19 protein-coding genes are annotated in these 23,950 nt (G+C 36.4%); 1 reads left to right on the plus strand and 18 read right to left on the minus strand.

The annotated features are described in order from the left end of the window. Positions 1-111: 111 nt before the first annotated feature. The 13 genes from fabZ to BM120_RS05380 all read right to left on the minus strand — a co-directional run bounded on the left by fabZ (position 112) and on the right by BM120_RS05380 (position 15,766). Positions 112-534 carry a 3-hydroxyacyl-ACP dehydratase FabZ gene (gene fabZ / locus BM120_RS05320; protein ID WP_091993882.1) on the minus strand — a complete coding sequence of 141 codons (423 nt, stop codon included), beginning with the start codon at positions 532-534 and terminating at the stop codon, positions 112-114. 101 nt (positions 535-635) lie between these two features. Next, on the minus strand, positions 636-1,871 hold the full coding sequence (fabF, locus tag BM120_RS05325) for a beta-ketoacyl-ACP synthase II (protein ID WP_091993883.1): 1,236 nt from the start codon (positions 1,869-1,871) through the stop codon (positions 636-638). A gap of 25 nt (positions 1,872-1,896) precedes the next feature. Further along, positions 1,897-2,646, minus strand: a complete 750-nt coding sequence (fabG, locus tag BM120_RS05330; RefSeq protein ID WP_091993885.1) for a 3-oxoacyl-[acyl-carrier-protein] reductase — start codon at positions 2,644-2,646, stop codon at positions 1,897-1,899. 12 nt (positions 2,647-2,658) lie between these two features. Continuing rightward, on the minus strand, positions 2,659-3,609 hold the full coding sequence (locus BM120_RS05335; protein WP_091993886.1) for an ACP S-malonyltransferase: 951 nt from the start codon (positions 3,607-3,609) through the stop codon (positions 2,659-2,661). A 21-nt stretch (positions 3,610-3,630) separates the two neighbouring features. Then, positions 3,631-4,575, minus strand: a complete 945-nt coding sequence (fabK, locus tag BM120_RS05340; RefSeq protein WP_091993888.1) for an enoyl-[acyl-carrier-protein] reductase FabK — start codon at positions 4,573-4,575, stop codon at positions 3,631-3,633. A gap of 4 nt (positions 4,576-4,579) precedes the next feature. Beyond that, entirely contained in the window at positions 4,580-4,807 is a 228-nt protein-coding gene (locus BM120_RS05345) for an acyl carrier protein (protein WP_091993889.1), read from the minus strand. Between the two features lie 141 nt (positions 4,808-4,948). Beyond that, the gene (locus tag BM120_RS05350) at positions 4,949-6,037 is read right to left on the minus strand and encodes a beta-ketoacyl-ACP synthase 3 (RefSeq protein WP_091993890.1); all 1,089 of its coding nucleotides are present in this window, start codon (positions 6,035-6,037) and stop codon (positions 4,949-4,951) included. Continuing rightward, positions 6,037-6,600, minus strand: coding sequence for a MarR family winged helix-turn-helix transcriptional regulator (locus tag BM120_RS05355; protein ID WP_091993892.1), 564 nt, complete (start codon positions 6,598-6,600; stop codon positions 6,037-6,039). Before BM120_RS05355 ends, BM120_RS05350 begins: the two co-directional genes overlap by 1 nt. Continuing rightward, positions 6,569-7,333, minus strand: coding sequence for a carboxyl transferase domain-containing protein (locus BM120_RS05360; protein WP_330389372.1), 765 nt, complete (start codon positions 7,331-7,333; stop codon positions 6,569-6,571). The genes BM120_RS05355 and BM120_RS05360 overlap by 32 nt, the downstream gene beginning before the upstream one ends. Then, positions 7,314-8,159: an acetyl-CoA carboxylase, carboxyltransferase subunit beta gene (gene accD, locus BM120_RS05365; RefSeq protein ID WP_091993893.1), complete on the minus strand. Its 846-nt coding sequence runs from the start codon at positions 8,157-8,159 to the stop codon at positions 7,314-7,316. The genes BM120_RS05360 and accD overlap by 20 nt, the downstream gene beginning before the upstream one ends. Further along, positions 8,159-9,532, minus strand: coding sequence for an acetyl-CoA carboxylase biotin carboxylase subunit (gene accC / locus BM120_RS05370; protein WP_091993895.1), 1,374 nt, complete (start codon positions 9,530-9,532; stop codon positions 8,159-8,161). The genes accD and accC overlap by 1 nt, the downstream gene beginning before the upstream one ends. Further along, positions 9,529-10,008 carry an acetyl-CoA carboxylase biotin carboxyl carrier protein gene (locus BM120_RS05375; RefSeq protein ID WP_091993897.1) on the minus strand — a complete coding sequence of 160 codons (480 nt, stop codon included), beginning with the start codon at positions 10,006-10,008 and terminating at the stop codon, positions 9,529-9,531. Before BM120_RS05375 ends, accC begins: the two co-directional genes overlap by 4 nt. 277 nt (positions 10,009-10,285) lie before the next feature. Then, complete coding sequence (locus BM120_RS05380; RefSeq protein ID WP_091993898.1) at positions 10,286-15,766, minus strand: SpaA isopeptide-forming pilin-related protein; 5,481 nt, start codon at positions 15,764-15,766, stop codon at positions 10,286-10,288. Positions 15,767-16,202: 436 nt separating this feature from the next. On the opposite strand from BM120_RS05380, the gene BM120_RS05385 reads away from it, so the two are divergent. After that, on the plus strand, positions 16,203-17,096 hold the full coding sequence (locus tag BM120_RS05385) for a CPBP family intramembrane glutamic endopeptidase (protein ID WP_091993900.1): 894 nt from the start codon (positions 16,203-16,205) through the stop codon (positions 17,094-17,096). Positions 17,097-17,257: 161 nt separating this feature from the next. On the opposite strand, the gene BM120_RS05390 is transcribed toward BM120_RS05385, so the two are convergent. The 5 genes from BM120_RS05390 to thiI all read right to left on the minus strand — a co-directional run bounded on the left by BM120_RS05390 (position 17,258) and on the right by thiI (position 23,943). Continuing rightward, positions 17,258-17,827 carry an isoprenylcysteine carboxyl methyltransferase family protein gene (locus tag BM120_RS05390; protein ID WP_091993901.1) on the minus strand — a complete coding sequence of 190 codons (570 nt, stop codon included), beginning with the start codon at positions 17,825-17,827 and terminating at the stop codon, positions 17,258-17,260. 188 nt (positions 17,828-18,015) lie between these two features. Then, a complete protein-coding gene (locus BM120_RS05395) occupies positions 18,016-20,766 on the minus strand; it encodes a Cna B-type domain-containing protein (protein WP_091993903.1) in 2,751 nt (916 codons plus the stop codon). Positions 20,767-21,277: 511 nt separating this feature from the next. Further along, on the minus strand, positions 21,278-21,652 hold the full coding sequence (locus BM120_RS05400; protein WP_091993905.1) for a hypothetical protein: 375 nt from the start codon (positions 21,650-21,652) through the stop codon (positions 21,278-21,280). A 104-nt stretch (positions 21,653-21,756) separates the two neighbouring features. Then, on the minus strand, positions 21,757-22,632 hold the full coding sequence (locus BM120_RS05405) for a patatin-like phospholipase family protein (protein WP_091993906.1): 876 nt from the start codon (positions 22,630-22,632) through the stop codon (positions 21,757-21,759). Positions 22,633-22,749: 117 nt separating this feature from the next. Then, the gene (gene thiI, locus BM120_RS05410) at positions 22,750-23,943 is read right to left on the minus strand and encodes a tRNA uracil 4-sulfurtransferase ThiI (RefSeq protein ID WP_091993908.1); all 1,194 of its coding nucleotides are present in this window, start codon (positions 23,941-23,943) and stop codon (positions 22,750-22,752) included. Between the last annotated feature and the right edge of the window lie 7 nt (positions 23,944-23,950).

Raw genomic sequence — 23,950 nt, forward strand, 5'->3', positions numbered from 1 at the left:
AGAGGGAAGCCCAAAAACTATTATTTAATAATTTTTGAGCTTCCCCGTAAATATCTACAGAACCTCTGTTTATATATTTATTTATATTTATTTATATTTATATATTTTTATTTATCCAATAAAAAAACTTATCTCAGCTTCAACACAAAGCTCTCCATCAGAAAGTATTTTTCCTTTTCCTATCCCATAATTTTTTCTCAGCTTCACTATTTCCACAAAAATATCCAATCTATCTCCTGGATATACCGATTTTCTAAATTTTGCCTCTTTTATACCTGAGAAAAAAGCTATTTTACCTCTGTGCTCCTCCATTGATAGTATTGAAACTGCGCCTGCCTGTGCCATTGCCTCTATTTGTAATACACCAGGCATTACATTGTAGTCAGGAAAATGTCCCTGAAACCATGGCTCTGCTGCTGTCACGCTCTTAATCGCATGAACACTTTTTCCAGCCTCCATTTCAACAACTCTATCTATCAGTAAAAATGGATGTCTATGTGGAATTATTGCCTTTATTTCCTCAATATTCAGCATGCTTGTCCTCTTTTCCTATTACTTTTTCTTACTTTTTATGCTCGTAATTAATTTTCATATTCTTGATATTAATAAAAGCTTACCTTGCTATTAATAAAAGCTTACCTAGTATATTTTTTGAAAAGTAAGGATGAATTATGCCCACCAAATCCTAGCGAATTTGATAATGCATATTCTATTGCCTCAAGCCTCGTACCCTCAGTCACATAGTCCAAATCACATTCTTCATCCTTTACCATATAGTTAATAGTAGAAGGTATGAAGCCCTTATTTAACGCAAGGGCACAAATACTTGCTTCAATAGCACCTGCTGCTCCCAGCATATGTCCGGTCATGCTTTTTGTCGATGAAACTGCAATATTTTTTGAATGGTCTCCAAATAACCTTTTTATTGCAAGTGTTTCGGAAGCATCATTAAGAGGAGTGCTTGTACCATGTGCATTTACATAATCAATATCATCAATTGACGCTCCTGATTCTTCAATCGCAAGCCTCATCGAATGCATGGCACCCTCTCCATCTGGATTTGGTGCAGTAATATGATATGCATCACTAGCTTGACCAAAGCCAACGACCTCACATATGATATTTGCACCTCTTTTTAATGCACTATCAAGTGATTCCAGCAACATAATTGCAGAGCCTTCTCCCATAACGAAGCCATTTCTTTCCTTGTCAAAAGGTATCGATGCCCTATTTTTATCTGTTGAAAAGCAAGTCGCACTCATCGCTTCAAACCCAAGTATTCCCAAATCACAAATTGACGCCTCACATCCACCAGCAAAAACAGCATCCTGATATCCATTTTTTACCAATCTGAATGCGTAGCCTATTGAGTCAGTGCCTGTTGCACAAGCCGTTACACTAGATGTACACACTCCCCTAGAGCCAAGCTCAATAGAAACATGTCCGGCTGCCATATTTACAATTGCCTTTGGAATAAAGTGCGAAGAAATTTTTCGAGGTCCCTTTTCAAGGAGCTTTTTATGCTCAGCTTGAATAGTCGAAAGTCCCCCTATTCCACTTCCAACAACAACCCCAGTCCTATATCTATTCTCATCGTCGACAATATATCCACTGTTTTGTTGAGCTTGCTTCGCCGCAGCAATTGCGAATTGAACAAATCTATCCTTTTTTTTATGCCCTTCAATTCCAAATTCCTTTGGATCAAAATCCTTAACCTCTGCAGCAAGCTTCGTTTTGTAGGATGATGTATCAATCAAGGTTATCTCATCAATCCCGTTTCTACAGTCGATTATATTATTAAGAAAATCTTCAATGTTGCTACCAATTGGACTAATCACACCAATACCAGTAATTACAACTCTTCTATCCATATATACCCCTCATAATATCAAAAATTTATATTGAGGACAATCCACCGTCGACACTTATAACCTGACCAGTAATGTATCGCCCTGTGTCCTCAGCCAAAAAGTGAACCAAATTCGCAATATCCTCTGGCTTTCCAGCCTCCTTTAATGGAACGAGTCCTATTATTCTTTCTCTAATATCGTCCGGTATTACGTCGGTCATATCAGTTTTGATGATGCCGGGAGCTATAGCATTTACAGTAACTCCATACCCTCCAAGCTCAACTGCCAAGGATCTTGTAAAACCAATTACCCCTGCTTTTGAAGCGGAGTAGTTTACCTGACCCATATTTCCGACTAACCCAGCAAGCGATGATAAATTGATTATCCTGCCAGATTTTTGCTTCATCATTTTATTTGCAACCTGCTTAGTGCAGTTAAAAATACCCTTTAAATTTGTATCGATAACAGCGTCAAAATCATCCTCCTTCATTCTGATAAATAATTTATCTCTTGTGATACCTGCATTATTTACCAAAACATCTATATTACCATATTCATTTTGAATTTTTGAAATTGCATCCTTCGTTTGAGCATAATCCTTTACATCAAACTTTATGCAGAATGCTTCAATTCCTTTATCCTTCAATTCTTTAACAAATTCATTTGCTTTGTCATCAGAGCTAACATAGCTAAAGCCTACTGTATAGCCTTCAATTCCCAGCTTTTCAGCTATGGCTCTTCCGATTCCCCTAGAGCCGCCGGTTACTAAAGCAATCCTTTTATTATTTTTATCCATACGACCTCCCTGCTAGAAAATATTAATATTCTCCCTCAAATTATTTATATCATCTAAGGTTTGTACATTGAAAACCCTACAAGATTTGTCTATTTTTTTAATAAATCCACTCAAGCCTTTACCAGGTCCAACCTCTACAAAGGTATCTATTCCCCTCATAATCAATTTTTTTGCACAAGACTCAAAAAGAACTGGCGAATACATCTGTTTTTTCAGCGTATCGACTATCTCCTCATCACTATTCATATCCATATACGAATTTGTATTGAAATTAGAATAAACGTCATATTGTATTTTACCAAAGCTGATATTTTTTAAATAATCCTCGAATTTTTTTGCAGCTTCAAGCAATATTTCTGTATGAAATGGACCCTCAACAGCAAGTCTCACAGCTCTTTTTATCCCTTTTTCACTACACCTTGCTTCAAAGCTCTCAATCGCCTCAAAATCACCACCTACAACTATTTGGCTAGGAGAGTTCAGATTGCATATAGAAAGAACACCATCGCCCTTAGCATCGTCAATTATCGACTGTATAGTCTCTATATCAGACCTCATAACAGCAACCATTGCTCCCTTTCCGGCTGCACCTTCACTCATTATCTGACCTCTAATATCTACCAGCCTTATACCGTCCTCCAGATTAAACAAGCCTGCACAGCACAATGCACTGTATTCACCCAGGCTTAATCCAAGGGATGCTTCAATGTCGAAAATATCCATCGATTTCAACTGATTATACAGCAAAACGCTATTTAAAAATATTGCCGGCTGTGCGTATCTAGTCTTAGATAAGTCATCCAAGCCTCCTTCAATAATTTTTCTCGCAGCTTCTTCGCCGACCAATGACCCCAAGCCTAAAACAGTATCACTACCCTCAATGCTTGAATCAAATATATCCTTTCCCATGCCCTCGTACTGTGACCCTTGTCCTGGAAAAAGAATGGCAACCCTTTTTTTCATATTCTACCTCTTTTTAGCAAATTACAATGATTCGACTACAGCTCTATAATGCTCCACCAAATCCTGAATAATCTCTTTACTAGTCTCTCTCTTTTTTACCAATCCAGCTATCTGTCCTGCCATGACGGATCCATTGTCCACATCTCCATCTACTACAGCCAACCTAAGACTTCCAGCTCCAAGCTTTTCAAGCTCTTCAACCGATGCATTGTTGTTTTCTAGAGATTTGAACTTTTTCGCAAATTTGTTTTTTATTACTCTGACAGGATGACCTGTCGTTGTACCTGTTACCGTTGTTGAAGTATCCTTTGCATCCAATACCTTTTTTTTGTACCCTTCAGATACATTACACTCATCTGCAACTAAAAATCTCGTTCCCAGCTGAACACCAGAAGCCCCAAGACAAAATGCTGCTGCAGCTCCTCTACCATCGGCTATTCCTCCGGCAGCAATTACCGGAATATCAACTGCATCGACTATTTGAGGAATTAAAGACATGGTATTGGTTACTCCTATATGTCCACCTGCCTCTGCACCCTCTGCAATCAGAGCTATAACCCCATCATTTCTGACCATTCTTATTGCTTGAGATACAGATGGAACAACCGGAATTATCTTAACACCATTTTCATTTAGCTTTTTAAAATACTTGCCCGGATTACCGGCTCCTGTTATTACAACCTTGACACCCTCTTCAATTACAGCATCTACGACAGCCTCTACAAAGGGGCTCAACAGCATTATGTTTACCGCAAAGGGCTTGTCTGTCAAAGCTTTGGTTTTTCTAATTTGATCGACCACCCACTCCTTTGGAGCATTTCCTGCCGCTATCACTCCTAGTCCACCAGCATTTGACACCGAAGAAGCCAAATCACAGTCTGCAATCCAAGCCATACCACCTTGAATAATTGGATATTCTATTTCAAGTAAATCACAAATTACTCTTCCAAGCTCATTTGTTTTCATAGCCTTAGCCCTTTATCTTTTCAATGTACGCTGCTATCAATGCTGGTGTTCTAAGAGATTCAATAGCATCATCCTCAACCTCTATATCAAACTCGTCCTCAATCTCTGTCATAATATCCATAACATCTAGAGAATCAGCCTCCAAATCCTTCTGTATATCGCTATCTGCCTTTATTTCATCTAACTCCAAATCCAATTGCTCTGCCAATATTTCTCTTATCTTTTCTACCATTTTTCTAAATTCCTTTCAAGCTCAATTTATTATGTTTAATTTTATTATTCAGTATATCTAACAAATCTTAAATATGATTAATTTTATTATTCAGTATATCTAGTAAAGCTTAAATACATTTAATTTTATTATTCAATATCTCTAGCAAAGCTTAAATAGGATACCACCAAAGGTTAGCCCACCACCGAATGCTAGTGATATTATATATTTTCCCTTGTTTGACTCAAGGTCAAATTCTCTTACAAATTCATCCAATGCTATCGGAACGCTGGCAGCGGATGTATTTCCATACTTATCCAGATTCATAAACCACTTATCTATTCCAATCTCGCTTTTCTCAGAAAGTGTCTCCACAATTCTTCTATTAGCCTGATGTGGTATTATTCCGACCACATCCTCTTTACTTATATTGGAATGCATTAGTAATCTATCTATAACTCTTATACCTACAGCTGTTGCAAATTTATAAATCTGTCTACCATTCATCCTTATATAGTCAGAAAAGGTATCTTTTTCCAAAGCATATGAATCTCTAGACCTGACAGATAGATATTTTTTTTCATCATATCTACCTGAAACAAATGAATCTACTATTTCCAAACCAAAGCATTTGTTTTTTACCGTTTGTTTTACCAAATCAGTACAGCATCCACTATCTACAGCTGCTGCGACATGATTTTTTTCGCAATATTCTGATATCGCTTCAGGCTTCTCCAAGCTGATTTCTTTGTTCTCTAACAAAGCACAGCCTGCTCCGTCGCCAAATAAAATACATGTCGATCTATCCTCCCAATCTACATACTTTGACAACCTTTCGGCACCAATTACCAAGCCATACCGTATGCTCATTGTTTTCATCAAGCTTTCTACAACGGCAATCGAGTAAATAAAGCCACTACAGGCAGCATTTAAATCAAAGCAGAAGCATTCCTCAATGCCAAGTCGCCCAGCTATTGTATGTGCTGATGATGGAACAAGTGAATCTGAGGAAATACTTGCAAAAACAATTATTCCAATCTCATTTTTATCAATACCGGACTGCTCTAATACCTTCTTCGCCGCATTAAATGCAATTTCCTCAGTCGTTTCATTACGTGATATATGTCTAGTGCGTATTCCAGTTCTCTCAACTATCCATTCATTATTGGTATCCACCATTTCCGACAACATAAGGTTATCTAATATTTCATCAGAGGTATGACTTCCCGTAGAAATAATATTTATGCCCATTACTCCCTCCCATACTCTTTTATGAAAAAGCTGTTGATGTTTTGTAAAGCTCTGACCAGTGCCTTGTCCTCGTCAATTTTCAAATCCGCCATAGCATGATCGATCATCTCCTCATGGAAATTTTTATGGATTTTCTCAACAAGCTCACCCTTTCTGGTCAAGCTAGCCACGACAACTCGTCTATCCTTAGGATCCTTTGTCCTTTGAGCGTAGCCCTTTTTTTCAAGCTTAGACATGGTAGTAGTCAAAGTACCCATAGTAATATCCAGAGCCTCCGCAACCTCGGACATCGTCTTATTACCATCTAGTCCAATCGCCTCTATAGCATGAATTTCTGTCATTGTAAGATCCTTTATTCCCCTTTTTTTCAAGGATCTCTCCTCAATAGTGAGAATATTATTAAACAGCTCAACAATTATCTCATTCAACAGCCTTCTACTTTCATGATATGAAAAACTAAAGTCCTCATTATCTATATTTTTATTGTCAACATTATCTACATTTTTATTGTCAACATTCGTCATATCTATCTTATCCTCCAAGTATTTTTCTATACTTATCATATCTTTTTTTCAGGATTTTTTCCATAGAAATCGATGTAGTTTTTTGAAGGTATTGCAATATTTCATTCTTTAAATGATATTTCTGCCCACCGTCTTCTTTGATTATTTTTTCAATAAATCCATCCTCCATCAGATCACTACTAGTCAATCGCATAAGATCTGCTGCCTCATCTCTTCTGTTAGGATCTTTCCATAGAATACTAGAAAAGCCTTCAGGAGATAAAATAGAATATACACTGTTTTCAAGCATCCATATTTCATCAGTAACACTCAACGCCAGAGCTCCACCGCTTCCACCTTCTCCGATTATTATCGACAAAGTCGGTATATTCAGCTTTGAAAACTCATAAATGCAATTTGCAATGGCACTTGATTGACCTCTTTCTTCAGCCTCGATACCACAACCTGCTCCAGGTGTATCGATCAAAGTTATTAAAGGCAAATCGAATTTTTCGGCGTACTTAGCCAGCCTTATCACCTTTCGATATCCCTCAGGGTTAGGCATACCAAAATTTCTGTCCTTTTGCTGAGAAATTACCATCACAGAAAAATCATCAATTTTCCCAATTCCCCCAACGATCGTTGAGTCATCCGAAAAAAGTCTGTCACCATGAAACTCAATAAATGGATTAAATATATATCTAATGTAATCCAAAGATTTTAATCTGTCTGGACTCCTTGAAGTCCTGACAATGTCCATAGCCTTCAATCTATCACCTCTTTTTCCTAACATTTAAATGAATTGATAAAATATCCGAAAGTGTTTCCCTCAAAACATTTCTTTCGACAACCATATCTATCAACCCGTGCTTCAACAGAAATTCTGCTCTTTGAAATCCTTCAGGTAACTTTGTCCTAGTAACCTGTTCAATTACTCTTTGTCCTGCAAATCCAATCAATGCATTTTTTTCTGCTATGATGATGTCGCCCAAGCTTGCAAAGCTAGCACTAACGCCACCAGTCGTCGGATCAGTCATAACCGATATATACAAAAGACCTTTTTCACTGTGTTTTGCAATTGCCTGAGAAGTTTTCGCCATCTGCATCAGAGAAAACATTCCCTCTTGCATTCTGGCTCCACCGGAAGCAGTGAAAATTATAAGAGGTATTTTCTTCTTTATCGATAGCTCAACGGCTTTCGTTATTTTTTCACCGACTGTGCTCCCCATGCTTCCCATCATAAACTGGGTATCCATCACTGCAATAACAACCCTATTTCCATCTATTTTTCCAACACCGCAAACGACAGCCTCATCTTGATTTAACACTTTTCTCAGCACGAGCTGCTTCTCTTTGTATTTTGGAAATTTCAATGGATCTCTGATATTTTTATCCCTAAAATACTCTACAAAAGAGCCTTTATCTAATATCTGTTTCAGCCTCTCTCTGGCATTCATTTTCAAGTATTTGCCACAAGTTGGGCATATCTTCAAATTTTCAGACAGGTCATTTTTGAAAATCATATTAGAACATTCTGGACATTTTATCAGGACATCAGGCTGAATATTTATATTTGATGCTGGTTTATATTTTTTCTTTTTGAAATGCTCCAAAATCATCAGTCAACACCCCCACCGATAATACTTTCAATCCTGTCATCACTTAAAAAATTCGTCGAAAAATCATTTGACAAGAAATTCTTATCAGTCAATATCTTCTTATTGAAATTTATATTTGTTTTTACACCCTCGATTACAAATTCGTCCAATGCCCTAAGCATGATATTTATAGAGTCCTCTCTATCCTTTCCAAAAGATATTATCTTTGCAAGCATAGAATCATAAAATGGAAGAACATTGTATCCTTGATATATTGAACTATCTATTCTCACACCATATCCTCCTGGCAAATTTAAAGCCTCTATAACACCAGAGCTCGGCAGGAATCCATTTTCTGAATCATAAGCATTTATTCTACACTCCAAAGAATGACCTTTTATCTCGATATCTTCTTGCGTGAACTCAAGCTTGTTTCCCGATGCTATATTAATCTGCTCTTTGACAATATCAATACCAGTGATCATTTCAGTTACCGGATGCTCGACCTGAATTCTTGTATTCATTTCCATAAAGTATATTTTGTCATCACTTGATACCAAGTATTCAATCGTACCTGCATTGGTGTATCCAACAGCTTTTGCCGCCTTTATAGAAATATCATAGAGCTCTTCTAATAAATCTTGACTAATTGCTGTCGGAGGAGCTTCCTCGATTACTTTTTGATGATTCATCTGAATCGTACAATCTCTACCAGATAGATGAACTACATTTCCAAGCTCGTCTGCCAAGATTTGCACCTCGATATGTCTTGGAGATTCGATATACTTTTCAATATACAGTCCACCATCTCCAAAGGCATTCTCTGCCTCTTTTTTTGCCGACTGAAAAGACAGATTAAAATCTTCTTCGTCTTTTACAACTCTCATGCCCTTACCGCCGCCGCCTGATCTTGCCTTTATTATAACTGGATAGCCAATATTTCTCGCCTCTGCCTTTGCAGCTTCCAAGCTATCAACTACTCCATCAGAGCCAGGAACAACTGGAATACCAGCTTCTTTCATGATTTTCTTGGAAATATCTTTATTTCCCATCTTTTCCATAACTTTACTGGTTGGTCCAATAAATTTTATATTATATATTTCACACATTTTTGCGAAACTGCTATTTTCTGATAGAAAACCAAAGCCTGGATGAATGGCATCTGCACCAGTCACTATTGCTGCATTTAGTATTTGAACCTTGTTTAAATAGCTTTCCTTTGCATTTCTGGGACCGATGCATATGGATTCGTCTGCTATTCTCGTATGAAGAGATTCTCTGTCCACATCAGAAAAAATTGCAACGCTTTTTATTCCCATATCCTTTAGCGTTCTAATTATCCTCACAGCGATTTCGCCTCTATTTGCTACTAGGACTTTATTAAACTTTCTCATTTTATCACCTTAACATCAAATAAATCCTGTCCAAATTCAACTATTTCTTCATTTTCAACATTTATCGATAATATTTCACAGTCGAAAGGTGCCTTTATTTCATTCATTAGCTTCATAGATTCAATGATGCAAACGACATCACCTTTCTTCACAGTCTTACCAACGTGTACAAAAGCATCTTCATCTGGTGAAGGCTTATCATAAAATGTACCGATAATATTTGCCTTAATATTTTCGCAATCACAATTTATTTCATCATCACTTTCAAATGACTCATTGCTTTCCACAGGCAAATTATTATTTTCAACGGATTTATTTTTATTATCAAAATTTTTATTATCAAAATCTAGCTTGTCATCGTACTGTTCATAATTCTTTACTAGAAGTATTCTCTCATCCTTGCTTGAATACTCCAGTTCTCTCAAGCCTTTTGTATTTATTATATCTGCAAGCTCAGAAATAAATTTAGTATCCATTTTATATCCTCTCCATAATTTATTTTGATATTCAAAATATCACAGATTTATTATAAGACTTATTTTTGTACTTGTCAATATTTATTTTGATACTCAAAATAAGTATTTCTTCATTGATATTCAGAATAATGATTTCTTCCACTCAAAAAATCCCCCATGGTATTTGTACTATTTTACCATAGAGGATTTATTTCTTTGCCTGGCTTCCTTGCGCATATTCATAAAAAGCATCAATCAAGAAAACAATTATGCATAGCGTCTATTTCCACGCTTAATATTAATTTTTAGATTTTCTTCTTAGCTTCATCGACATGACTGCTGTTCCCATCAACAAAATACCAGTCGACAAATAAAGTAATGTACCGATTCCTCCAGTATATGGAAAAACACCCTTTTTGTTTTCAACAGAAATCTCAACAATATCAGTATCAGCCGATTGGATTACCTTCAAATGATTTTTGTAAGCAAACTGTTCATCAACTTCATACTCGCTATTGCTTCCATCTTTGAGCTTTGCCGGAATTATTACGTCACCTGAATCCTTTATATAGAATGGTATTTCCGTATTTATTAGTAGATAACCCTTTGGTGCCCTTTCTTCCTTTAAATGATAAAGTCCAGTCCTGAATTTATTTCCTTTATTGTCAAAGGTAACTTCACCCTTCAAAAGATTAGCCATCTGATCGTTGTATACATTTTTATCACTATCAAGTATCAAAAACCTTGACGCATCATTACGATTTGTAGCTGTTATCAGAGCTCCCTCATCATCAACCTTTCTGATTTTAAGCCTTATTGGTTTATCCTGTCTATCATTTTTTACCTTTAGGGTAATTTTATTTCCGGATAGCTTTGTGTAGTCTACTATTATTTTTTCATTTTTCGCCACACCAGTGAAGGTTGTATAGCCTCCACTCTCGCCAATAGTTGCACCCGTTGTGCCTTCAACAGGCTTCCATGCTGTTGTATTTTTCATTTGAGCCATGGAATGAACCTGCTGTGTTTCTATCAGGTCAAGTAAAATAGGATCAACCTTTTTGTAGCCAGCAGGACTCTCTACCTCGACAAGTGCATAGCGTCCTAGCTTATCCGCCAGCTGAGTCAGGCTCACTCTACCGGCATTCAACGTAAGCTCTTGTACAGGAGAAAGTGACTTCAGCTCATTTTCTGATACAGAGGTTACATTATCTCCAACCTTATAAAGCCTAAATTTTGCATTGTAGCCTAATCCGGCATTGTTTTCAGAAATAACAGTCGATGTATTGGCATCAATTTTTTCCAGGACTAGCGACGGATTCTGTATATTTCCGATTAAAGCAAGGCTGTCATCAGTATCCTGATTTTGCATTTGAGGTGTCATTTCCTTAATTAGCTTATACTCCAAGCCCTCAACCCTTATTTCCTTAACTCCAAACCATACGTTATGCATAACCTCATTATTTTTGAAGCGTATATATCTTTCAAAAATACCTGGGTTAGCTTCATTTATATTATTTACAGGCTTGGTCACATGCTTTGTAGTATCTGTCTCTGTATACCTCTTATATTCCATCCAATTGTCACCATCTGCTGAATATTCAAGAGAAAAATTATTAAATCTATCGGCAGCATTGCTAGGTGCCCCCTGCAAAAAGCTGATATTTTTTATCTCATACAATTTTCTCAAATCCACACCTATATATGCTCCTACAGGAATATTATTTCCCTGATTATTAAATTCATGAAATACTACTGCTGTAGTATCGCTTCCGTCGATAGCATTTGCGATTGTTCCCTGTCTAATATTGCTCAGATCCTCAGATTTAATCACATCCTTGCTTGTAATAGGCTTACTAGCTTCACTATTGGATTTTGAGCAAAGATATACATTACCTACACCGTCGACTACAACCCTATAGCTGACTGTGTCTACCACATATCCATTTGGAGCCTTTGTTTCCTCTAGTGTATATACACCCTCAGTCAGATTTTCAAATACGAATTTTTCGTTAAAGCGTTTTTCAATTTCAACAGCAGAAAAATCTGTATCGCTGTCCTTTGTCAGCTTGAAGCGAACCTTTTCAGTAATGCCATGAGCTCCGGTTTCTTCAATTCCCTTGATACGCTTTGCGAACACTAGCTTCGACTTTATTTTTTCATTTTTAAGCTTTATTTCAACAGTGCTTGTACCCGTAACATTCGTACCGTAGGCATCGACAACACCATCATCTGAGGTATTTATATACACTCTACCATCATTGCTGATTGTAATTGGAATCAATCTATTTATCTGCTTATAGCCCTTTGGAGCTGCTACCTCTTTGATATAGTACGTTCCAGCCTCAAAGCCGTTGCCTCCGTTATCAAAGGTAAATTCTCCGTTGCTTAAAGCTGCGACCTGCTCATTAATCGTATTTCCGTTTGAATCGACAATCGCAAACCTTGATGCTGTGGTTATTTTACGTCCGGTTTTGCTGTCAGCCTTGACAAGCTTAATATTAAATTTAGGCTTTGAGTTTTTGATAACGTGCTTATCAGAAAGCAGCTCTACTTTTTGATTCCCCTTAAAAATCTCAAAGTCTACTTTTTGGGTAGCTTGATTCAATGTCCCGACAGCTCTATATTCCTCTGCAGCCTTTTCATAGGACTCCGGTGCAGCATCCTCTCTTAGATAGTAGGTTCCCGCCGGCAAATTATTAAAGCCTGCTATTCCATCACTGTCGGTTTCAGTGGAGGACTGTATTACTGTGTCCTTTGCTTCATTCAAAAGTGAAAATTTGGCACCACTAAGTGATACGCTTTTATTTTCATTCATTTTTTTTATGTAAAACCCACCCTTAGCCAATGTATTGGTAATGCTATAATCAGTTGTCGTCGAAATATAGCCGGCTGGCGTATTGATTTCTTTTACAGAATACTCTATTTTTTTATTGCTCGAATCATATTTTGGCAGCTGACTAAACTGATACTTCCAGCCGTTGGCCTCATTCAGGGTAAGCTTGCTCGAATTTCCATTTTGATAGACATATGGGCTGCCATCTGCATAAAGCTGTACCTCTATGGATTTTGGTCTAGTACCTTCATTATCGCCCATCCATGTTTTCGCACCTCTAACGATTACCTCTGACAAACAAATTTCTCTATTTCCACCGGTCATATCTGCAAATGTAGATGTCGGCAGCGCTTGTATCTTAGCTGCGTGCTCTCCTCCAAGTGTTTCAGCTTCAAATACAGTATTCTCCGTATATCTATTCGGTAATTTACCTCTATTAGGCTGTGAGCCAGTTATTCTTGCAAGTCTTTTGGTAACTTTTTTATTCTCTACAACTACAGAGGTAAACCAGATTTGATCAAATGCATACGTCATCCCTTCGATTGATGTATCCCAGTTATTCGCATCCCAAGAGCTATTAAATACTCCGGGTGTTCTTAATCGTCCCACATTTATAGGCTCAGAATAGCTTCCCTCTCCTGAATCTATTACGTTTCCATTTGAATCTACAGGTCCATTATACTTGAGTAAATAGAAATTATAATCCCCACGCTGCGGAGAAGTAAGTTCGCCACGAAAAAAATACATACCATGACCAGAATATAATATATCTCCATTTGGGTACTGAATAATATCCCCGTCAGATACAGGAGTGTTTATAGACGAAGTTTGAGCAACATTATGCTTTGCATGTATTACCTTATAATACGGAACCTCACCGCCATAGGCTACGTTATTTGACAGGATATCACTTATACGGTACATATATATATTGGGGTCGGCAAGCACCTTTGCAAATAAATATTTACCATCGACACTTGTTTCCAAGCAATTTAATTTTCTAAAATCCCTATGTACAAATATCTCTTGTCCATTATCGTGCAAGAATTTGCCACTCTCGTCTGTTCCATCTCCGGTCCTTTCTCTTATTCCGCCCAGCTTAACCACGTTTACAGTATAGCCATTTTCTCCTCTAGTGGGATCCATAATGGCAAGATCACCTCTTCTATTCGCACCATATAGATATCCGTTTGTTCTATCATAAGCGATACCATAGCCAAAGGTAGGATCAGAATGTGTCGGAAAATTTATTGTCTTCTTTATATCAACACCATTTTCCATCATAAATGCCGAATTCTCACCGGAAAACCAAATCAAGCCCTTATTTGGATCGATTAAGCATTGTCCCGTCATACTGCCCTCATAATTGGAAATTTTCCAATTGTTTTTTGCGACCTCCTCATATTGGGCATACCAGCCATCAACCGGATCCTCCTTTACAGAATAATTAAACGCAATATGCTCTGAATCATATTTCGGCAAATTTGTAAAGTTCTTAGTTTGAGGTCCATTATTTGAATCAAGAGTGAAGTGCTGTGAATTACCATATACACTTCCATTTTGCATCAGGCGTACGACTACCCTCTGATTTGAGCTTGGCTTGTCTACCCACTCCTTTGTAAACGAAAACGAAACCTTTTCTTCATTTGGATTGATCAAATTATTTGGCACATATACAGTCGCCGGTCTACCAACCGAAAAGCTTAGCTTCTTTGATATTATGTGACGACCGTCAGTCGTCAGCTGCTCAAGAATATAATCTCTATCAGTCGATGAAGGTAATTGTATTTGAAGCTCTCCATTTGTGTTAGATATTTGAAGCTCTCTTTGTGAGCCGTCCGGATGAATTAGCCTAAACCTAGAGCCGGATATCCTCACACTCAAATCTCCCATTTCATGGTTTACAATCGTCACCAAATTTGCTTGCTTTTTAGGCAAATACATAGAAATGGTATTGCTATTAGTTTCCTGATTGAGCTTGATATTTCCCTCCACGCTTGCACCGGAGTATTCATATTCGTAGGGTGATTCTATTATTTTGGCTGAATAAGTCCTGTCCTTTGAAAAATTTTTAAATGTAATAGAGCCATTTGAATCAGTGCTACTTACAAACGAATTGCCCAGGTCATCAGTAATCAATAATTTGACATTTGGAATAGGCTTATTATGATCAGCTGAATCCGCAACATTTATATACAGCTTTCCATAGGAGTCTACATTATAAGGCTCATTAAAAAAATGCACATTCGCAAATTCGTCATACCCCTGATTGCTCGGTCTTTGAATTTCGAAGTTTGCCTCGTTCGGAGATGCCAGAAACCCTTCTGGACTACTGATTTGAGTAACAGTATAATGTCCATAGGTCAGTCCAGGCAATGTAGCGATTCCATCAGGATTTGTAGTTATCGTTGTTCGTACACCATTTTCACTGCTTGTAACTAAAAACGATGCACCTACTATAGGAATTGACTCATCAGAATTTGAACAGGCCTTTAATTTCAAGGTTGTGCTTGTTCTTCCACCATCAACTATTTTGATCATATCCATACTATTACGCTTTACATTTGATACTACTACAGTCGCATGACTATTGTCCTTTTCAAGCTTGACCGTAGTATTCGTGCTCGGCAGCTTATATGTATCCGGAGTAGTTCTCTGAATAACCTCGTATTCTCCAGCCTCCAAGCCTGAGAAGGTGCAGTTACCGGTCGTATCTGTTGATTTTTCTAGGGAAAATGAGGGATCGTCCAATTTTCTAAGCTCAAAGCTGGCATTAGGTATTGAAATGTCCGTAACCACTCCATTCTTATATTCCCTTAATTGCACTACAACCGTTCCACTTCCCAACGCAAAAATACCTACAAGATATGTGTTCAGTATAGAAAAAGCAAGCAACAAGGAAATAAACGTATTCAATAATTTATTTTGTTTTCTGTATTTAAACAAAGCTTCAACCTCACTCTCTTTTACTTCATTTTATATTTACATTTAGTTTACGCTACATATTTTTATGATACTTTTAATGATATTTCTAATAATACTTTTAATGACATTTCTAATAATACTTTTAATAATATTTTTATGATATTTTTAGTAATATTTTTCTAATAATATTTTTAGTAATATTTCTAACGATATTTTTAGTAATATTTTTCTAATAATATTTTTAGTAATATTTCTAACGATATTTTTAATGATATTTTTTTTATAAAATTGTAACGTTTTTAATAGTATATCATTTGCTTTTATATTAATTTCATTATAACTATATCATATTAAAAAACAAAAATCAATATCCTGCACCACGATTTTATTAAAAAAGGTAATATTCTTTGCCTATAATATATGGTATAATATAAATATATTAGGTAAAGGGGATGTGATGAAATTGAATTTAATCAAAGAAAAGGGGCTTTTTAAAAGCCCAATTTTGTATGTGATGCTAATCCTGATAGCATCGCATTTAGCAACTATATTTTCAGGAGTGTTCAGCGTATTTTACGAGCGTATGTTTTTTTCTGTATTTCCATCTAATAGCTACATGTCAACCCTGGCAGAGCTTTCAGGCTTTATAGCTTTAACCCTTTCTGTCATTTTTCTTTCAAGGGTAATTTATAAGCAGCCCTTGCATGGTCTTGGATTTACAAAAAAATCATCGTTAAGGGATTATCTCAAGGGATGGTTGTATGGAGCGTCTATTTTGACTATTTGCGTGATAATAATGATGATATTCGGAGCTGTCAAAATCAACAGGGTTGAATTTAATGCTAGACTTGCTTTACAGTTTATTCCATTAATTATCGCTTGGTCGATACAGGGTAATGCTGAGGAGGTCCTTACGAGAGGCTTTATACTGGCAGGTGTTTCACAAAGGATAAATATATTGACGGGTATAGTTATTTCCTCTGCCTTCTTTTCTGTAATGCATTTGGGAAATAACGGCTTGGATATGCTACCCTTGATAGATTTGTTTATGTTTGGAATATTTGCTTCATTGGTAATGATAAAAAGTAAGAATATATGGGTCGTAAGTGGCTTTCACGCTGCATGGAATTGTTTCCAGGGAAATGTATTCGCTTTCCCTGTAAGCGGTACAAGTGTTGGAAATGCCTTTTTCCATGTTACTACTCATGGTCCAAATTGGTTATCAGGTGGTAAATTTGGAGTTGAGGGCAGTATGGTAAGTATACTAGTTCAGCTAATCCTTATAGCCTGGTTATATTATGATATATTTATTAAGGGAAAAAGAAAGCTTACCGATAAATTTGATTTTTAATATTACAAAATAATAAAAAAATACAAGCTACAGCATCAGATATTTTGAAATAACTGAATACGTAGCTTGTATTTTTTATGGCTTTGTCAGAGCCATATCCTTGTTTATAGCTTTGTCAGAGCTATATCCTTGCTTATGCTTTGTCAGAGCTATATCCTTGCTTATGGCTTATCAGAGCTATACCCTTGATAATAAACTAATATGTTCCATTTGGGATTATTATTTGGGATTATTATTTCGGCTAGAATTTTTTCTTCCTCTTTAATCCTTCTATACAGTACAATTGCATATAATGGCAGTATGACAATTGCAGTGTACCTTGCGTGACAAAGCAACGCCAATCCAACCAATTCCGGAATAATATTCAAAAAATAATTTGGATGCTTCACAGTTCTAAACAGCCAGTGGTTATTAAACCTATGATTTTTTACCAGCATCAGCTTTACTGTCCAAATGCCCTCCAAAAGCTGAACAACAGTGTTTAGCATGAAAATAGAAAATCCTAGCAGCACTAATCCAGCAATTCCGATTGTGTCTAGCTTCGTACCATTGATGAGATATTCAGCTACACATGATGCATAAAACAAAATATGCAAAATAGTAATATATTTTGTATTCCTAACACCGAACTCTTTTCCTCCCTCTTGGAGTATTCTCTTTTCATTTGCTCTTGAAATCCTCAGGAAGTACAGTCTAATAATAAAAATTACTGCTACTATTATACCTATCATTGATTACCAGCTCCTCTCGAAGATAATTATAATATAAATGATAGGCTGTGTCCTGCAAATTAATACAATATTAATATTTCTTTAATATACCTTTAGTATTTTTAGAAAATCTTTATATTTGTGATGGATATTATCTATTTATTTTGTAATACATATTATCCATTTATTTTTTAATGCGTATTAGCTATTTATTTCGTATGTGCTCTGCGTTTATAATCAAGTAACAGCAATAACACTCCCGATACAAGCATTATCCATGCATATATAGACAAATTCGCTTCAGCTCCTGTTTTTGGTAGGGTCTTACTTATGCTTGTATTTGAAGCACTCGGTTTTTCAGTATTCTGCGTATCTGTAGGCTTATCCGGTGTAGTCGATGTACTTTGTGGTGGTGTTGATGTACTTGGTGTACTTGGTGTTGGAGGAGCTTCTTTTTGATTGGTAATAGTAAGTCCATCCTTCATACTTCCTTTATAAATTACCTTATACTGCTTGCCATCAAATTTGATGGTGTTGCCATTTTCCCCAGCTTCCTTCACAGTATATTTGTAGTATTCTGTACTTCCCAAGCCATTTGCTACCTCAAGGTCTTTGAATACTCCACTCCAGTTATTAGCTTTTGTCAGCTCAAGCTTCTTTCCTGTAGGATTGCCATCCTTATATAGCTCTACGGTAATTTTATCTGTTGGAGCTGAAATAGCACCTCCGTTATGGTCCTTCCATAGCTTTGTTACCTTGACAGCTCTTGTCGGTGGTGTCATCGGTGTAATCGGCGGTAGCTTTTTATTTTTTATTACAAAGCCTTTTTGTGCATCTCCTTCATAGGTTACCTTATACCAAGCATTCCCTATTTTGATATTTCCGTTTTCTTCATAAACCTCCTTTACTGTATATACATATTCATTTCCGTCATCGTCTGTTTTATCCAAATTCTTCCAGGTATGCTCCATTTTATCAGCATTTAATTCTACAGGGCTTCCTTCGGCTTTTTCGTTTTTATATAGCTGAAGCTTAGCTGTCGGTTTCCCTTCTTCGTTTTCCCAAAGCTTCTTCCCTGTTATTTCAATTTTAGGCGAATAATATTTATTTGTTACTGTTAAGCCGTTTTCTGTTTTTATATAATTATCCGGAGCTTTTTCTATAAATTCTCCTTCTTTTAATTCCCCTTCCTTTACACTGTAAATATATTCTTTTCCGTTATCGTCTGTTTTAGGTAAGCTTTTCCAGGTAACACTTGCTTTTCCATCGAGCAAGGCTTCCTCCGCTATTTTCTCTACAGGCTTTACCTCTGTTTCTCCTTCGACCTTCCTGTATAATTTAAACCAAATAGTAGGCTTCTCACTCGGTCCGCCCTCCCACCTTTTGATTGCTGTTATGTCTGTACTCTCTTTTGTATTTATTATTACAAAGCCTTCCTCCATATTTCCTGAATAATTAACCTTGTAGCCTTTAGGCACAGCTTCTTTTACGGAATATTCTATTTCAGATCCATCTGCATCGAATTTACGCAGATTATCAAATGTATATTTCCAACCGCTTAGTGCATTGAGTGTTGCACTTTTTCCGGTATCCCTGTTATCTGCATACAAATGAACTGTAGCTGCGTCCTCCGTAGAGCCAATCCACTTCTTATTTACTGATACTGATGTTTTGACTGGTTTATTCTTGATGGTTTTAATTACTGCATTGCCATCAGAAACAGTAACGGTAAGCTCCTCATCATTTAATTCAAATCCAGCTGGTGGTGTCAATTCTTTGATTTTATAATCTCCTGCAATCAATTTTTCTGTTATAGCTTCGCCGTCTACATTTGTTGTGATTTCAAACTCTTTACCATCTGCTACTCTGGTAATTTTAAACACTGCATCGGAAAGCTTAGTTTGCTCATTTTCAGAATCCACCTTGATAATCTTGATTTTATTCGCTAAATCACCCGCTCCACTTCCTCCTGATGCTGCAGACCGATAAGTTGCAATATAAGATAGTGTTTTTTCAGAGGAGGTAAGCTTCAGTTTATTTTTTAATATAGTTCCCGGTGTATAAGTAGACTTGTACCTAATACGATACTGATCTCCGTTCACATTACCCAAATTAATAGTAAATGCCTGGTTATCCTCGGACATTGTTAGCTTGTCAGAAAGGTCGATTTTTTCTATTACACTTTTAATAAACCCCTTCGAATCCATGACTACTTTTTCCAAAGCAATTGATTCAGGTATGAATTTTTCGCCTGTTCCCAGCAAGCTATCGGAAATAACAGCATTACTTAAGGTAGCTTTCATATGGTTAATTCGTCCTATCCAGTTTGCATGATAATTGCTATCGGAATCTTTCTCGCCCCACTTTGTAATAGCCTCATTATTCAGGTCTTTATCAGCAGTAATTACTATACCAATTTCAGCTTCCGAGCTTTGTTCTGATACCTCGGCATTTACAGTAGCTTTGAATGTGTTAGTATCGTCTTTTGTAATCTTACTTATAACGAAATTCGCAGCCAGCATCATATTGCCTTTAACGTTGTACTTATTTTCCACCCAATCTGTAAAGGTAACCTTAACACTACCTCCACCAGAAGGCTTCGGTGTTACATGAGCTGTAGCCATTACACTGCTTTCATCCGGTGCATAAAGGTTGAAATCTAGCGCTGATGAATCTGATGGAAGCTTCATTTGCTCCGGAAGTGAAACAGTAAAGTAATCTCCTTCCTTTAAATCGGAGCCATTAGCACTGGCGTCCCAATCCATACTCAAGTAAAAAGAAGCCGTATAAAAAATTTTATTTGTTTCCTCCTTTGCCAAATTTAATATTTTTAAATTGGTAATTGTCGTCGTTACCTGCTTTGCAGCTCCCTCAGCAAAAAAGGTAGTGCTCATTCCTTGAAGCACTAAAACAAGCGTCATTATCACAGCTATAAATTTACGTATTAATCTTGCCTTCAACTTTATATTCCTCCCTTTTTCTTTAGATTTTTGATGTCGATATATTTCCGGCTTTGAAATCTATCCTAACAAAACCAACAGCTATCACTCTTAAATTTTGTGACTATTTGAAAATGAAGGTCAGATTTTAAATATCAATAACATTAGACTTTACATGTCAATAACATTAGACTTTGCATGTCAATAATATTAGACTTTGCATGCCACTTCATGGTATAATATTACAGTAGAATTTTTATTATTATATATGGATTTACAGCTTGTAGGAACTGGATTTTAGTTTATCAGTTCTCAATATTTCCGGTGTAAATTAAAGTCTACTTTTTTTGACAGCTGTAAAGCTTTTTGTTTTGACTCTTACTTATGAAGCTTGTGTTTTACAGGATTTTTTTATTTAGAATTTTCATAATCCCCTACCAGCATAAGGTGCTGTTCCATAAAAAATAACATTGATAAGATAAATTATTTTTCTCTCGTCAACGTTATTTTTTATAACTGAAATATTTAGTTCTTAAAAGGATAATCTCACCAAATTCATTGGAAGTACCTCTATAACAAAATGCTCTTCACTGATTCCGGTGCTTGGATGGGAATGTGCAGCCCTAATGTCAAAATTTCCAGCCTTAAATGATATGTCCTTTGAACAAGTCCCATAAACAATATATTGCATTCCAATATATTCGATTATTCCATTCTCAGCTGGATCAATACTCATCACTTCAAATGGTTTTTCAATATCAACACCATATTTTTCCAGCCATGCTGCTAATTCAGGAAACTCCTTTCTCGCCTTTAAATAGTACAGCTTGCAGTAATCACAGTCACATAATCTATCTGAGCATAATAAATTATAGTACTCTCTTGTTTTAACTAAATCTATTTTCACAATAAATCCCTCACAAATTCTGATTTATCAATCACAGCTCTCAAAAGCCTTCCAACAAAATTATGAAAGGCTTTTAAACAGCTTTAATCCATATAATTTTTGTTTTATAGCAGGATATCCTTCCAATTTTCTACATTTTTCTTAGCTATTAATTCTCCTTGATTGTACATCTGAATCAGCTTTATTTTATCTTTTTCTCTACTGTTGATTCTCATATCGTCAGGATACACTACAATAGCCTTACCAGCATCCTCTAGCCTTTCTATCATATCGCATACTTCATTATATACAAATGGTCTTTGTATCATTCGAGTAGCTACCATCGGTGTATTTTTAAAATATCCCCTCAAGGCTCTCTGGTGCTTCATAGGCTCCTTTCTGTAGTCTTTTTCTCTTGTTCTTACTATAAAAAACTTTTTGTAGCCATCTTTTATAGCAGCATCGAGAGCCACTCCACCACCAAGACCTCCATCATAATAAACTCCCGTCTTATAAATTGTCGGAGGCATTAATATTGGTAACGATGATGATGCCCTTGCAATTTTTAACACATCTTCAAATTTGTTAATATCTTCTTTTCCAAAGTATCTTACCTTATCTGCCAAAACATCATAGCTGCCAATTCTAAAGGTAGCCGGATTTTTCATCAACGAATCATAGTCAAAGCTCAATAGCTGTCCTGGGTATGACATATTTTCGTAGATGTATTCGGCATTAAAGAAGCCCTTGCCTTTCACAAAGGTCGACCATCCTCCAAAATTCGGATCATCTACTATATCGATAAAGCTTTTCTTTCCTCTTTCTATATCACGTGTAAGATAATTCAACAGCACACTTGTACCAGCCGATATACCTGCAGCATAATTAAAAAACAATCCATTTTCTATAAGAACATTGGCAACTCCTGAAGAAAATGCTGCTCTCATTCCGCCCCCCTCAAAAATCAAGGCTACATCTTTAATATTATTTTCTAGCTCCATAATAATCACTCCTTAAATCACATTTGAAAAAATACGCTAAAAATCGACAACCTCCATAAAAATATAATCTTCATAGCAATATAATCTCAATAGAAATATAATCCTCATAGAAATATGCTAAAATTCAATAATTTCCATAGCTGAATTTTCTATAGCCGATTTTACCAATGCTTCTACCTCTAATTTCGACTCTGATTTTTCAAGTCGTTCCAATCTCGGCTTTGTTACCGGTTTTTTTGGAGAAAAGAGTGCACAGCAATCTGCTTCAGGAATTATCGAGGTTTCATAGGTTCCTATTTCTTCGGCTGCTTTGATAATATCGACCTTGTCCATAGCTATTAATGGTCTAAATACAGGAATATCTACTACGGCATTTGTACAGTTAATCCCCTGCATTGTCTGTGATGCAACCTGACCAATACTCTCTCCGGTAATCAATGCGTCACAGTATCTCTTCTTTCCTAGCTCTTGAGCTATTCTCATCATAAATCGTCTTGACAGTATCGTCGATTCTTCTTCGTTGCATTTCTCTGCAATAGCTTTTTGAATATCAAGAATATTTACCATATGAAGCTTTATCGGTCCACAATATTTTGATAGAATCCTTGCCAGCTCCCTAACCTTTTCTTGAGATCTCTCATTTGTAAAAGGATATGAGTGAAAATGAACTGCTTCTATATCTACACCTCTTTTTGCTACCAACCAAGATGCCACCGGACTGTCAATACCACCGGACAACAATGTCATCGCTTTTCCGTTAGTTCCCAAGGGCAAGCCTCCAAAGCCGGAAGCTGAAGCTGCATATACCAAAATGTGTTCATTTCTGTATTCGCAGGTTATGACAACATCCGGATTTTTTACGTCGACCCTCGCACTTCTATACATTTCATCCTCCATTGCATTAATACCAGTTAAAGCATATCCACCAATATCAATACTCATCTCCTGAGATGTAAGATAAAATGATTTATCTCCTCTTTTTGATGCAATTTTGAAGGTTTTGCTTCCAGCTTCTATTTTGTTTTTCAGCAATAATAATGCAGTTTCCTTCAATAATTCATAATCCTTCTCTCTTTTGATTGCCGGACAAACTCCAACAACACCAAAAACCTTTCTTACCTCTTCAATTGCAATCTCATAGTTTGAAGCATCTACATCTATATATATTCTACCGTACTCTTTATATACATTAAATTCGCCAACTGATTTCAGCATGTTTTTTATATTTCTTATCAGCTTGTTTTCAAAAATATATCTATTTTTTCCCTTTACTCCAATTTCACCATACTTGGCTATCAAAATATTATACATCTACAAC

Source organism: Peptostreptococcus sp. D1, assembly GCF_900112955.1.
In the GTDB taxonomy this organism is placed as follows: domain Bacteria; phylum Bacillota; class Clostridia; order Peptostreptococcales; family Peptostreptococcaceae; genus Peptostreptococcus.